This is a genomic window from Psychrobacillus faecigallinarum (assembly GCF_014836595.1).
GTDB lineage: Bacteria > Bacillota > Bacilli > Bacillales_A > Planococcaceae > Psychrobacillus > Psychrobacillus faecigallinarum.
The window spans coordinates 1-12,355 of the sequence record NZ_JACSQO010000002.1 but is presented as its reverse complement, the minus strand read 5'-3'; the positions used below and the strand labels follow the sequence as shown (position 1 = coordinate 12,355).

15 protein-coding genes and 2 tRNA genes are annotated in these 12,355 nt (G+C 37.2%); 4 read left to right on the top strand and 13 right to left on the bottom strand.

From position 1 onward, the window contains the following. Positions 1 to 42: 42 nt before the first annotated feature. The 4 genes from H9650_RS04770 to H9650_RS04755 form a co-directional block, all read right to left on the bottom strand. Positions 43 to 216, bottom strand: a complete 174-nt coding sequence (locus tag H9650_RS04770; RefSeq protein WP_154310252.1) for a hypothetical protein — start codon at positions 214 to 216, stop codon at positions 43 to 45. Further along, positions 216 to 539 (bottom strand): transposase, encoded by a 324-nt coding sequence (locus H9650_RS04765; protein WP_144535149.1) that lies wholly within the window; start codon positions 537 to 539, stop codon positions 216 to 218. The genes H9650_RS04770 and H9650_RS04765 overlap by 1 nt, the downstream gene beginning before the upstream one ends. A 72-nt stretch (positions 540 to 611) precedes the next feature. Further along, on the bottom strand, positions 612 to 788 hold the full coding sequence (locus H9650_RS04760) for a putative motility protein (protein WP_151113387.1): 177 nt from the start codon (positions 786 to 788) through the stop codon (positions 612 to 614). 50 nt (positions 789 to 838) lie between these two features. Beyond that, complete coding sequence (locus H9650_RS04755; RefSeq protein WP_144535145.1) at positions 839 to 1,288, bottom strand: Dps family protein; 450 nt, start codon at positions 1,286 to 1,288, stop codon at positions 839 to 841. Positions 1,289 to 1,388: 100 nt separating this feature from the next. Between H9650_RS04755 and H9650_RS20625 the strand changes: the two genes are divergently transcribed. From H9650_RS20625 to H9650_RS04745, 3 genes are all read left to right on the top strand, one after another. Further along, positions 1,389 to 1,514, top strand: a complete 126-nt coding sequence (locus H9650_RS20625) for a hypothetical protein (protein WP_255475367.1) — start codon at positions 1,389 to 1,391, stop codon at positions 1,512 to 1,514. A 1-nt stretch (position 1,515) separates the two neighbouring features. Beyond that, positions 1,516 to 1,749, top strand: coding sequence for a membrane protein insertion efficiency factor YidD (yidD, locus tag H9650_RS04750; protein ID WP_144535143.1), 234 nt, complete (start codon positions 1,516 to 1,518; stop codon positions 1,747 to 1,749). Between the two features lie 103 nt (positions 1,750 to 1,852). Then, positions 1,853 to 2,860 carry a metal ABC transporter solute-binding protein, Zn/Mn family gene (locus H9650_RS04745; RefSeq protein WP_191696715.1) on the top strand — a complete coding sequence of 336 codons (1,008 nt, stop codon included), beginning with the start codon at positions 1,853 to 1,855 and terminating at the stop codon, positions 2,858 to 2,860. A gap of 373 nt (positions 2,861 to 3,233) precedes the next feature. On the opposite strand, the gene H9650_RS04740 is transcribed toward H9650_RS04745, so the two are convergent. The 7 genes from H9650_RS04740 to H9650_RS04710 form a co-directional block, all read right to left on the bottom strand. Beyond that, positions 3,234 to 3,425, bottom strand: coding sequence for a hypothetical protein (locus H9650_RS04740; RefSeq protein WP_191696714.1), 192 nt, complete (start codon positions 3,423 to 3,425; stop codon positions 3,234 to 3,236). A 95-nt stretch (positions 3,426 to 3,520) separates the two neighbouring features. Further along, on the bottom strand, positions 3,521 to 4,069 hold the full coding sequence (locus H9650_RS04735; protein WP_191696713.1) for an AAA family ATPase: 549 nt from the start codon (positions 4,067 to 4,069) through the stop codon (positions 3,521 to 3,523). A gap of 197 nt (positions 4,070 to 4,266) precedes the next feature. After that, on the bottom strand, positions 4,267 to 5,685 hold the full coding sequence (locus H9650_RS04730; RefSeq protein WP_191696712.1) for an o-succinylbenzoate--CoA ligase: 1,419 nt from the start codon (positions 5,683 to 5,685) through the stop codon (positions 4,267 to 4,269). A 155-nt stretch (positions 5,686 to 5,840) separates the two neighbouring features. Continuing rightward, the gene (gene menB / locus H9650_RS04725) at positions 5,841 to 6,659 is read right to left on the bottom strand and encodes a 1,4-dihydroxy-2-naphthoyl-CoA synthase (protein ID WP_144535134.1); all 819 of its coding nucleotides are present in this window, start codon (positions 6,657 to 6,659) and stop codon (positions 5,841 to 5,843) included. Continuing rightward, positions 6,656 to 7,483 carry a 2-succinyl-6-hydroxy-2,4-cyclohexadiene-1-carboxylate synthase gene (gene menH / locus H9650_RS04720; protein ID WP_225215926.1) on the bottom strand — a complete coding sequence of 276 codons (828 nt, stop codon included), beginning with the start codon at positions 7,481 to 7,483 and terminating at the stop codon, positions 6,656 to 6,658. Before menH ends, menB begins: the two co-directional genes overlap by 4 nt. Continuing rightward, on the bottom strand, positions 7,471 to 9,183 hold the full coding sequence (menD, locus tag H9650_RS04715; RefSeq protein ID WP_191696711.1) for a 2-succinyl-5-enolpyruvyl-6-hydroxy-3-cyclohexene-1-carboxylic-acid synthase: 1,713 nt from the start codon (positions 9,181 to 9,183) through the stop codon (positions 7,471 to 7,473). The genes menH and menD overlap by 13 nt, the downstream gene beginning before the upstream one ends. Next, positions 9,176 to 10,537, bottom strand: coding sequence for an isochorismate synthase (locus tag H9650_RS04710; protein ID WP_154310238.1), 1,362 nt, complete (start codon positions 10,535 to 10,537; stop codon positions 9,176 to 9,178). The genes menD and H9650_RS04710 overlap by 8 nt, the downstream gene beginning before the upstream one ends. A 151-nt stretch (positions 10,538 to 10,688) precedes the next feature. On the opposite strand from H9650_RS04710, the gene H9650_RS04705 reads away from it, so the two are divergent. Beyond that, positions 10,689 to 11,600, top strand: a complete 912-nt coding sequence (locus H9650_RS04705; RefSeq protein WP_191696710.1) for a 1,4-dihydroxy-2-naphthoate polyprenyltransferase — start codon at positions 10,689 to 10,691, stop codon at positions 11,598 to 11,600. Positions 11,601 to 12,105: 505 nt separating this feature from the next. Here H9650_RS04705 and H9650_RS04700 read toward each other — a convergent pair. Next, positions 12,106 to 12,177: transfer RNA gene (locus tag H9650_RS04700), tRNA-Glu, on the bottom strand. 7 nt (positions 12,178 to 12,184) lie between these two features. After that, positions 12,185 to 12,275: transfer RNA gene (locus H9650_RS04695), tRNA-Ser, on the bottom strand. Positions 12,276 to 12,355 lie beyond the last annotated feature (80 nt).

Here is a 12,355-nt window from a genome sequence, read left to right as displayed (position 1 = left end):
CTAATTTATCACACGGTAAAAGACTTGGCAATGTGCCAAGTCTTAATTTTCCCACTTTTCTTGCTCTTGTTGTTTAAAGTTTTTACCGCCCTCTTGACTATTTTGACCAGCGTTAATCTTAGCTTTGTCTTGAGGAGAAAGATTTAGAAGGGAGCTTGCATTACGATAGGTAGTAGTGTCATTACCTTTACCATTATTATTAATATTTTTTGTCATTATAGATGCCTACTTTCTTTAAAAAATGGAAGCTGTTCAATAAACATTTGAGAATCCTTGTCACTAAACTCGTGAATGAGGGCATACAATTTTTTAATCCGATTATCATATTCCTCATTAGAAAAATCATTACTATAAAGCTTTATCGGTACATGCGCCCTCCAAAATGTATTCATGTCTTTGTGATAGAGCTGATAAAAAAGTGTTTCAAAAACTGGTATAATGTCCTGTCTTGCAGTTATTTCATATTCCCACGGCGATTCATCTGGATATAAATAAACTCTCCTTTGACTCAATGAAATGTAAGCTTTTATTTCTGTCATATCACACATCCTTTTTGTGTAGTATGTACTCAAAACAAAAAAACATGCACCAATTACGGTACATGTTTTTTCTTATGCTTGTACGTCTACTACCGTTCCTTTAAAAGGATGCGAAGCAGGTTGAGGCATATCTTCTAGCATTGTTACTGCAGCTACCGTTTCCATATTGAGTGCATTTTTCAATACACTCATTTGAACTGTTTGTTGTAACTGCGCTAGCTGAGAAGACATTATGGAGTTAATATCCAAAATAATTCCCCCTTACAAGCTTATTATCGGTATAAAATTTGTTTATTTCATTACTTATTGGAATCTCCTAGGAATGCATTTAACATCCATTGGTGTTTCTCTGTTTTTTGATAGATGGCATTCAGAATGTCTTCTGTCATATCATCTTCATCCTTCGCTGCCTCGTCCATACCTTTTTTTAGGGATTTCATAATTTTGTCAAAATCCTTCACTACTGTTTCTACCATTTCCTCAGCTGTTTCTTTATTTGTAGCTTCCTTCACAGCTGAAAGCTCTAAATGCTCTTTTAAGGTAGCTGTTGGTTTTCCGCCTAAAGTTAATAAGCGTTCTGCGATTTCATCCATGTTTAATGTTGTTTCATTGTATAATTCTTCAAATTTAGCGTGTAATGTAAAAAACTGTGGTCCCTTTACATACCAATGAAAATTATGTAATTTTGTATACATTACCGAAAAGGTTGCTACTAGATTATTTAGTTCCTTGTTTAATGCTGCTGACATAATATTGACACTCTCCTCTAGAATTATAGTTGCTTTCTCTTTTCATATACCTCTTATTTTCTTACAATAAACATAACGACAATTAACTGGAGTGAACTCAATGGTATTTTGGATCTTAGGTATAGCAATTATATTTAGTATTGTTGGATTTACCTTCCTATATAAATTAGCAACAAAAGAAAATATTTCAGCTATAGACCCTAAACCTAAGGATACGGAACTGTAAGATGAAACGAATCATATTAAGTATATTCCGCTTTTATCAAAAGTTTATATCGCCATTGTCTCCCCCTAGCTGTCGCTTCTATCCCACATGCTCTCACTACGGGGTGGAAGCTGTGGAGAAACATGGTGCTATAAAAGGTAGCTACCTAACTGTCAAACGCATATCTAAGTGTCATCCCTTTCATGAAGGAGGATTTGACCCAGTGCCAGAAGAATGGCCTTTGAAGAAAAAATAATTCAAAGGCTATTTTTTCTTGCCTTTTTGAACAAAATACTGTAAGCTAATAAAGTTCTTATGATTTAAAGCGTAATCATTACTATTTAGAAAGGTTGATAAATTTGAAACGTCTTTTCCTATTATGCATAGTATCATTTGTTTTATTCATCGCTGCTTGTGGAAATGAAAAAGAATCCACTACTACAGATAGCGACCAATTAGAAGTATATACAACCGTTTATCCATTGCAGTATTTTGCACAGAGAATTGGAGAAGACCATGTTAACGTTCAATCAATTTATCCTCCAGGAGCAAACGAGCATACATTTGAGCCTACTCAAAAGGATATGATTGCACTTGCTGATGCTGATTTATTTTTTTACATAGGTTTAGGTCTAGAGGGTTTTGTTGAAAATGCTAAAAAGACTTTAGCAGAAGAAAATGTCTCAATGGTAGCCGTTATTGATGGGGTGCCAGATACTGTCTTAGAAGCTAACGATGAACATGACCACGATCATGACGGACATGACGAAGATAATGAAGCTGCAAATGAACATGATCATGGTTCAGAAGCTGAGGAATTAGGACATGAGGGACATGATCATGGAGACACTGATCCACATGTTTGGATATCTCCAAAAATTAGTCAGAGCTTAGCCTTAAAGATTAAAGATTCACTAGTAGAAGCTTCACCAGAAAACAAAGAATTATTTGAAGAAAACTATCAAACACTTGTCAGTGAGCTTCAACAACTAGACACAGACTTTGAAGAAATGGCGAATAGTGCATCAACTAAAACATTTTTTGTATCACATGCTGCATTTGGTTATCTTGCAAACACATATAATCTAGAACAAATTGCTATTGCAGGTTTAAATTCTCAGGAAGAGCCCTCTCAAAAAGAGCTAACTAAAATTATTGATTTGGCAAAAGAGAAAAATGTTGAGTATATTCTATTTGAACAAAATGTTAGCTCTAAGCTGACAGAAGTCATTCAAAAAGAAATTGGTGCTGAAAGTCTTGTACTCCATAATCTAGGCGTCCTTTCCAAAGAGGATATAAAAAACAAAGAAACCTACTTTACTTTAATGAAGAAAAATCTTGAAACTTTAAAAACAGCATTAAATTAGAAATGATGGAGCTCCTTTCCTATACGGCCACGAAGGACATTTTGAAATAAGCACAAAAACTCAGCAGCCTATAATAAAAGCTCTGAGTTTTTTCTTTGCTTTATAAGTATTACTGTTTCCCTTCATCTTCTAAAATTTTTTCAATTTCTTCATTACTAATTTTAACTGTCTCTATTTTTTCGTTAACTTTAAGATGCTTAGAAATCAATTTAAGCTGATATTTTATAGTTGATAGACTATATATCACATATACCATAAATAAAAGTAATAATATAACCCATAGCATTTTAAATCATCACTTGGCCTGTAATAATCTACTACAGAAAATCATTTGTACGCCCCTTAGACTCCACCTATGACAAAATTTGAAGTGTTAATTCTTTTGGCTCTCATCTATTTTTCCGTATTTAGCAAGTATCTCATTTATATCAGCGCTTCTATTTTCACCTTCTAGTAATTTACCAACTATTGAATTGTTAATTCCTTTAGTAACTGCTGAATGAATAACAATATAAAGTATATAAAAACCAATAAATAAAATGATTAAGCTAAAAATACCTTCCACGATGATATTCCCCCTATGCTCTATCTCTCCCTCTTTCTAATATTCGTTAAGTGCGTTTAAAAAACCTTCCGATAATTGTAAGTCATTTCCCATGCCTAGATTAAATGTGTTTTTACTAAGTATTGTTTGATTTCATTGTACAGCTCTTCTACACTTTTTGAGCTATCTAACCTAAGTATAGGACTCTCAGATAACTCCATTTCATAGCTCTGAGCGACGAATGTTCCTCCTTGGCTTTTATCCGACTCGGTTAAATACGTTTTGCACCATTCGATGAATTCATTCGTAAAGTCTCCATGCTCATCAAGCCATGACTCTTTTAAAGATTTACGTAATACTTCTCTTTTTCTTACGCGTTCCATCCTTTCTTCCTCATCTAAAGTTAAAAAGACTAACAGGTCTCGATTTGAAAAACCTTCTGGTAGCCAAGAAAAAATAGAGCCTGAAACTACATAAGATGTATTTGAAATTATATCTTTCTCGTACATTTCTATTCTTTTTTCAATTGGATTATTCTCTAGAAATGAATTGTCCTTCCAAAGATAAGAATCCGTATCAATCCATTTAATATTCTCTTGCTGACCAATATATTTACCTAGTGTGCTCTTCCCTGTTCCAGACCCACCAATAATTTGCACTCTCATAAGATTTCCCCTCCTATAACTATAAAAGCGTAAGCGCCTACGTCTGGCCAGACAAGCAGATGGAGAAAAGCGAGGAGGCAGTTCCTCAGCCACCGCTGCTTTTTTCCATTTGACCTCGAGGGCCAAGCTGCTTGCGCTAGACAATATAAAAACGCATGCGCCTTTAAAAAAAGCCGAGAGAAGTGTTTCTCTCGACCCTACAAATATTCATGTAGCTTTCTTCTTAAAATTTTGTTTGAAGCATTTCTAGGTAGCTCGTCGATAAAATAGTAACCCACAGGCTGTTTATATGTAGCAAGCTGAGTTTTCATAAAGGATTTCAATTCTTCCTCGGTTACTTGCCCCTTTAATACGACAAAGGCAATTGGTACTTGTCCCCATGTATCATCCTTTATACCAGTTACTCCAGCTTCTTTTACAGCCTTATGCTTAACAATGGCCTGCTCCACCTCTGCGGGATAAATATTTTCACCACCGGATATGATTAAATCTGACCTACGATCAACTACGTATAAATAACCTTCATCATCGATATAGCCGATATCTCCTGTATGGAGCCATCCATCAACTTGAGGATTTTTGGAGGATGCTGCTCCAACATAACCTTTAGTAACATGGGGTCCCTTAATACAGATTTCCCCTTTTTCCTTTTCCCCTGAAATACGGATATCTGCGAAGAAAAGCGGTTTACCTGCTGACCCAAGCTTTCGAATGGCATCCTCACTAGACAAAGTCGTTGTTTGAGAGGAAGTTTCCGTCATACCATATGTCTGTAAAACAGGTATATTACGTGCTATCGCCCTTTCAAGATAATTAAGAGGAACTGGCCCTCCTCCCACTAACATAGATTGAAAAGTGTCGGGGATTGCAAGATTTCGTTCTTCTAACACGCTTATTATTCTCTCTAATGTTACAGCGACTACTGACATTCTAGTAACCGTTCCATTTAAAATTTCCTCTGTTGCCTTTTCAGCATTAAATTTCGTATGGAGACTTACTGTCATACCATATAAAACGGAGCGCATCAAAATAGAAAAACCACTAATATGAAATAATGGCATTGCACATAGCCAGCAATCGTTAGGATGAACACCCAAATTTAAAGCAGACCCTGTAGCGCTCATCACATGATTCTCAAGTGTTTGTCTCACTCCCTTTGGATTACCAGTTGTACCTGACGTGTACATTATCGTAATGGTTCTATCCTTTGACCACTCGGAATCTATTTTAATCGGTTTATTGGGAGCTGCTATAATCTCATCGAAGGAAAGTCTATTTACATACATAAGACTTCTATTTAAACCATCTACCAATAATACGTCAGGCTGACTATCGTTCAATTGATATAATAATTCTTCCTCTGTTAAGCGCTCGTTGAGCATGACAAGTTCGCAACCTAACTGCATACATCCGTGTAAAACTGTCACCAGCTGAGGATTGGAAGAAGCTAAAATAGCAATTCTCATACCTTTGTTAATACCTAACATATGCAGTTTTTCGGCAAAATCTATTGCCTCTTGCTTTAATTGTGAAAATGTCCATCGACGGCCTTCAAATATTATAGCCGATCTATTTGGCGTAAGACTTGCTCGTTTAACTAATAGATTAGGGTACATATAAAACAACTCCTTTTTTAAGAAAAGTGTAAGCGATCTATATTTCCTCATTGGGCAAGTCGCTGGAGCTGGAGCTTAACAATTACTTTTCTAATCTTTAAAAAAAGCTGCCCTTATTAGGACAGCCTGAGAACATCATAAAGTATCTTACTAAATCACGGGAAACGTGGGAATTGACCAAAGTCTGGTTTACGTTTTTCCTTAAACGCATCGCGACCTTCTTTTGCTTCATCAGTAGTGTAATAAAGAAGAGTTGCATCTCCAGCCATTTGTTGAAGACCAGCTAATCCATCTGTATCAGCATTCATAGCAGCTTTTAAGAAACGAAGAGCTGTTGGACTCATTTCTAACATTTCCTCACACCATTGAACAGTCTCGTCCTCTAATTGCTCATAAGGAACTACTGTGTTAACTAAGCCCATATCCAATGCTTGTTGTGCATCATATTGGCGGCATAAGAACCAAATTTCACGTGCTTTCTTATGACCGACGATACGAGCTAAATAGCCGGAACCGTAGCCAGCGTCAAATGAACCTACCTTAGGTCCAGTTTGTCCAAAGATTGCATTATCAGCAGCAATTGTTAAGTCACAAACTACATGTAATACATGACCACCACCAATAGCATATCCAGCTACCATAGCTACAACCGGTTTAGGAATTACACGGATTAAACGTTGTAGGTCTAAAACATTTAGACGAGGAATTTCATCCTCTCCCACATAACCGCCATGTCCGCGAACTTTTTGGTCTCCACCTGAACAGAAAGCTTTTTCGCCTTCTCCAGTTAAAATGATTGCCCCAACGTTTTTGTCATCGCGTGCACGAGAAAATGCATCGATCATTTCCATAACTGTTTTTGGGCGGAAAGCATTTCGCACTTCAGGGCGATTAATAGTTACTTTCGCAATTCCATTATAAAATTCATACTTAATGTCTTCGTATGTATGTAATGTTGTCCATTCACGAGTCATTTTATATCCTCCTTTAAAATTATATCCTCTACTATTGTAGCAAACAATTTAGGATTTTCCACATGAATTGCATGCCCAACATTGTTTATTATTTTCCAGTCAGCATTCGGTAATAATGCCAACATTTTTTTGGCTATTTCACAGAACTTTACATCTAATTCCCCTGTTAATAAGGTCACGGGAATGTGGAGCGAATTTAGGTTCCCCCATAAAGAGGGCTGTTCCCCAGTACTAAAGCCCTTCAAACTATTTGATAGCCCTACTGCTGTTTGGGATAATCGTTCTTCCCGAATCATTTTTTTCTTTTTGTGAGATAATCTCTTTTGCGAATCAAATAAAGGAATCTGTTCCCAGTAGTCAATGAATGCTGGAACTCCTTCTTCTATAATTCTTTGAGCAAGCTGCTCATCCGCAAATTTCCTTTCAATACGAGCATCCTGGTCAATCAAGCCTGGAGAGCTGCTTTCTAGTATTAAACGGTCCACTCCATGCTTACTTGAATATGCGAGTGCCAATCTACCGCCCATAGAATACCCTACAAGCGTAAAATGTTCCCACCCAATCTGCTGGAACAGTTCGTGTAAATCTGCCACCTGCTCCTCTACAAGGTACCGTCTTGCCTCTTTAGGTTTATCAGTCTCCCCATGCCCGATCAAATCTATAGTAAGTATTTCAATAGATGGATCTATAGAAGAAACAACTTCCTCCCATGTGTTTGTGGAGCCAGTGAAGCCATGAAGCAAAACGACCTTTTTATCGCTTTCACTATTGTACCTTTTTACATTCATCTGAATGTCTCTAACAGATATATTTAAGCGTTCCAAGTAGCATCCAGCTCCTCTGTTATAGCGGCCCAAAGTTTTCGATGAGTTTCAGTGTTGATTTTTCGATCAGTACGAACTTCAATTATACGAATATTTTTAGTTTTATTCTTACTCAACACGGTTTGAAAATCCTCTTTTGTATGTACTACATCGTACTGAGCATCGTACATAGTTGCAATAGCTGAAAATTCAAGACCTGTAGGTGTACCAAACAAATGCTCAAAGTAGTTAGTCTCCGTTGATTGAGGCAAGTAAGAGAATATGCCTCCCCCATCATTATTCATAATAACAATCGTCAAATCTGTCTCATTAAAACGTGTAACTACTAATCCGTTTATATCATGTAAAAATGCTAAATCCCCGATTAATAGAAAACCTGGTCTTTTAGTAGCTGCTTGTATACCTAACGCAGTAGATACTACACCATCAATCCCGTTAGTTCCTCTATTTGCATATACTTGAATATCCTTAGAGGTTTTATTGAAAAATGTGTCTACATCACGTATAGGCATACTACTGCTAGCAACTAAATCTGTATTTTCGGATAAACTCTCAAACAAAATTCCGGCTAATGCTCCTTCATCCAATTCCTCGGAAATATAGGATTTAATATGCGCTGTTGCTATATCATTAGCCTTCGACCAGTGCTTTAGATACTCCGATGGTTGCTTTTCTTCTATCGACATCCATAGAGAAGAGGCATCTACTTGAATATGATGAGTCACAATATGAATAGAGTCTCTAAATAATGGGCTTTCGTCAACTGCTATAAAAGTCTCAGGCTGGTGAGCTTCTAGAAACTTTACTAGCGGTTTAGAAACAGGCTGAGCACCAAAACGAATAACTACTTCTGGGACAGCTACCTCTTTAAAAATTTCACTTTTTAAAATAGCATCGTATTGGTCTACACACAAATGCATACAATCTGCTGGGACATTGCTACGAAGATTAGATAATGGATCAGCTAACACTGGCCATTGAATGGTTTTAGCAAATTCCCAAAATCCATCAGTTGTTGCTAAGGAATCCCCAACAATGATAAGTCCCTTTTCTGTGTTACTAATTAAATGCGTATACCATTTTAAAAATTCTTCACTTGGTCCAAGCTTTCCTAAATCAGCAAGATGCATTTGCGTTGTAGTAGAAGGCTTATCCATTTCTAATAAAAGTGGTTCACGGAAAGGCACGTTAATATGAACCGGACCCATCGGAGCTGCTTTAGAAGAAGATACTGCACGGTGGATATGTCTCTCTACAAAAGCTAGACTTTCTTCTCTAGCTTCCGGTAAAGGAAAATCAACAGACCACTTCACATGCTTACCGTACATATGAATTTGGTCAATCGCTTGGGGAGCCCCAACCTCTCTTAGTTCATGAGGTCTATCTGCTGTAATAACAAGCAACGGGATTCTTGCATAATATGCTTCTACAATTGCTGGGAAAAAGTTAGCTGCAGCAGTGCCAGAAGTACATAAAAGAACTACAGGATTTTTCTTTGCTTTAGCAATTCCTAAAGCAAAGTACCCTGCAGATCGCTCATCAATTTGACGATAGAAGTTAAATCCTTTTGTTTTGGCAAACCCATAAGCTAAAGGAGTAGATCTAGATCCTGGACATAATACAACATCTTCTATGCCCGCCTTTTTAATTGTTTCCACAAATTGATTTACATAAGATGTCAAAAAGCTTGTATTAGTCATTCATATTTCCTCCAAGTGTGCGAAGCATTGGTCGGAATTTTACTCGTGTTTCTTCAAACTCTTCTAACGAAGTAGATTCTGAAACTAGTCCGCCTCCGGCATATAGATAAGCGTATTGGTTCTCTATAAGTGCTGAGCGGATTCCTACGGCAAACTCTCCCTCTCCCTCGGCATTGACCCAGCCGATTGGTGCTGCGTAATAGCCACGGTTCATTTGCTCAGATTCTCTAATAATTTCAATTGCCTCTTGTCTAGGTTCTCCCCCAAGTGCTGGAGTTGGGTGCATTGCCTCTACAAATTCGAAAAGAGAAGAGCTTCCTTTAATTTTTCCTTCAATAGGGGTAAACAAATGCTGAATATCTCTTATTTTCATTAGCTTTGGTCTAGATGGAATTTTAACCTGTTCACAATATTGATCAAATACTTTTCGGATCATATTAACTACGTACTGGTGCTCCATTAAGTTTTTATTGTCAGCTAATAGCGCATCCCCTAGCTTCTTGTCTTCCTCTAGATTTGTACCTCTACGAACCGATCCAGCTAACCCTGCAGATTCAACCTTGCCTTTTTCTAGCTTAACTAATCTCTCGGGTGTTGCTCCAAAGAAAATTTTGTCTTCTTTTTCTAAACCAAACAAATAACTCTCTGGTTGTTCCATAGACGCATTATAAATAGCTGTAGAAGATGAAAAACTATTCTCAAAGGTCAATTTCAAGGAGCGTCCAATGACCACCTTATTAACTTCCTTATTGCGAATACGGTTTGTAACGGCTTCAACCGCAGATAAGTATTCATCCTTTAGTCTATCTTCTCTTTGAAGAAGCTGTGGCTTTTCATGGACTTTTAACTCTTTTACTTGAGCTGTATGAATTAATGTATCTCTTTCTATTCTCAAGTTTTCAAAAGCCGCCGCGCTGTCTTGCTCTTCCGTAATAAGATGGATGCTTACAAATGCCTGGTCATCCCGAATGACTAATTGGAATGTAGCCACAGCAAAAAAACTGGAAGGAAAGCTATTCCACTCCGAGGATATCTTGTTGGCAGGATCGAATGAGAATCCACCAAATAGGATTGGAGATACGTCCGCTTTTTCTATTAAAGAGCATGCACACAACTCTTCCCATTTTTGTGCTATATCCTGATATCTATTTTTTTCTAAATCATTAGCCAGTACATAAGCATGTCCAAGTCCAACCAGTGTGAAGGTTTTCTCTTTGTTTTGCCAAAAGAAACGTTTCCCTTTATAGCAATCCTCTCCGGCTTCAAAAAAGGCGTGAGCGGACATTCTAGATACTTCTATTGTTTCCGTATAAAAACGTAATGTTGTTTTATTTTGCCCGGTGGTGTTCGGCATATATATGACCTCCGTATAAATTACCTGCTGTTAAATTTCTTGTTTTATTACTCTACCCTTTATCATACAACTTTCTCCGCGTTTCGGCACACATTTCGCTACAAATGTATGCTAAAATTGATGTTGAGTCTTTTAAAGGAGAGAAATTTATATGTCACAGGAACTACAAGCTGATAAAGGCTGGCGTATATGGTGGAAGTTGACAAGACCACATACATTAACTGCCTCCTTTGCCCCAGTATTTTTAGGTACAATGATTGCACTTTACTACGTAAATATTGATTGGCTATTATTCTTAGCAATGCTAATTGCATGTTTATTTATCCAGGCAGCTACAAATATGTTTAACGAGTACTATGACTTTGTTAGGGGGCTCGATAGCGAAGAATCAATTGGTATCGGTGGAGCTATTGTTCGTAATGGGGTTAAACCAAAAATAGTACTTCAATTAGCCTTAGCATTATATATCCTTGCAGCGATATTAGGTATATATATTTGCTCCCAATCGTCTTGGTTATTATTGATCGTTGGAGCTGTTTGTATGCTTATTGGTTACCTTTATACTGGTGGACCTTACCCAATAGCGTATACACCATTCGGTGAACTATTTAGCGGTGTTGTCATGGGAATGTTTATCGTATTAATTGCTACATACATTCAGGTTGGTTCAATACCAAACTTTGCCTTATTCCTATCCATCCCTAGTACTCTACTTGTTGCTGCTATTATGCTTTCCAATAATATTCGCGATATAGTTGAGGATACAAAAGGTGGTAGAAAGACGATGGCCATTCTCATTGGTAGAGATAGTGCTATTAATGTGTTAGCCTTATTTTTCATCGTTTCTTATGTATGGATCATTCTATTGGTAATTCTACAGATTATCACCCCTTGGGCACTACTAGTCCTATTAAGTGCTAAGAAACCTTTAGATGCTATAAAACTATTTAAAGCAAAAGAAAATCATCTTGAAGTTGGATTAGCAATGAAGAATACTGCACTCACCAACACGATTTTTGTATTTCTTTTAGGTATAGGGTTATTGCTCGGCTTTATAATTTAACAGTCAGTCAGGAAGTTTAATAGCTTCCTGGCTTTTTTATTTTTTGCTATGTGAATGGAAAAAATGATTTATTATAATTTGGAACACATGGCCAGCCACTAAAATTGGTTAGTATGAATTTGCTATTTATGTGATGATTAAGGCTTGAAAAGAGTTACTTAGCGAAGCAGGATAATGTAAGCAGAATTCAGTGTGTAGAAACCTGTTAAGAAATGTTCTTGTGAGTATTAATGAACAAAGTGTGATGAGGTTATAGTAGAGTGGGAATTATAGATGGACACAAGAACAAAGAAGAAAGTGTATAAATACATAACTCATGATTTGATACCAATAAGTAAAACTTAGAAATGGAATTGTTTTATGAAATCGGTCCTTTCACTCCGTATTAATAAGTAGCATTTACAGAACAAAGGACAAAACATTAATACTCTAAAAACACCTGCGCAACTCTATCTTTTCAAAACAAAAAAGACAACCACCTAAGTGATTGTCTTTTTTTAAGTTATGACCCCTACGGGATTCGAACCCGTGTTACCGCCGTGAAAGGGCGGTGTCTTAACCGCTTGACCAAGGGGCCTTATATATGGCGGAGAAGGAGGGATTTGAACCCTCGCGCCGGTTGCCCGACCTACACCCTTAGCAGGGGCGCCTCTTCAGCCACTTGAGTACTTCCCCATATATATGGCTCCGAAGGTAGGACTCGAACCTACGACCGATCGGTTAACAGCCGATTGCTCTACCACTGAGCTACTTCG

Bases quoted from the DNA above. Each gene is read 5' to 3' on its own strand.
- H9650_RS04770 (WP_154310252.1), bottom strand. From the start codon at position 216: ATGACAAAAAATATTAATAATAATGGTAAAGGTAATGACACTACTACC.
- H9650_RS04765 (WP_144535149.1), bottom strand. From the start codon at position 539: ATGACAGAAATAAAAGCTTACATTTCATTGAGTCAAAGGAGAGTTTAT.
- H9650_RS04755 (WP_144535145.1), bottom strand. From the start codon at position 1,288: ATGTCAGCAGCATTAAACAAGGAACTAAATAATCTAGTAGCAACCTTT.
- H9650_RS20625 (WP_255475367.1), top strand. From the start codon at position 1,389: ATGGTATTTTGGATCTTAGGTATAGCAATTATATTTAGTATTGTTGGA.
- yidD (WP_144535143.1), top strand. From the start codon at position 1,516: ATGAAACGAATCATATTAAGTATATTCCGCTTTTATCAAAAGTTTATA.
- H9650_RS04735 (WP_191696713.1), bottom strand. From the start codon at position 4,069: ATGAGAGTGCAAATTATTGGTGGGTCTGGAACAGGGAAGAGCACACTA.
- H9650_RS04730 (WP_191696712.1), bottom strand. From the start codon at position 5,685: ATGTACCCTAATCTATTAGTTAAACGAGCAAGTCTTACGCCAAATAGA.
- menB (WP_144535134.1), bottom strand. From the start codon at position 6,659: ATGACTCGTGAATGGACAACATTACATACATACGAAGACATTAAGTAT.
- menD (WP_191696711.1), bottom strand. From the start codon at position 9,183: ATGACTAATACAAGCTTTTTGACATCTTATGTAAATCAATTTGTGGAA.
- H9650_RS04710 (WP_154310238.1), bottom strand. From the start codon at position 10,537: ATGCCGAACACCACCGGGCAAAATAAAACAACATTACGTTTTTATACG.
- H9650_RS04705 (WP_191696710.1), top strand. From the start codon at position 10,689: ATGTCACAGGAACTACAAGCTGATAAAGGCTGGCGTATATGGTGGAAG.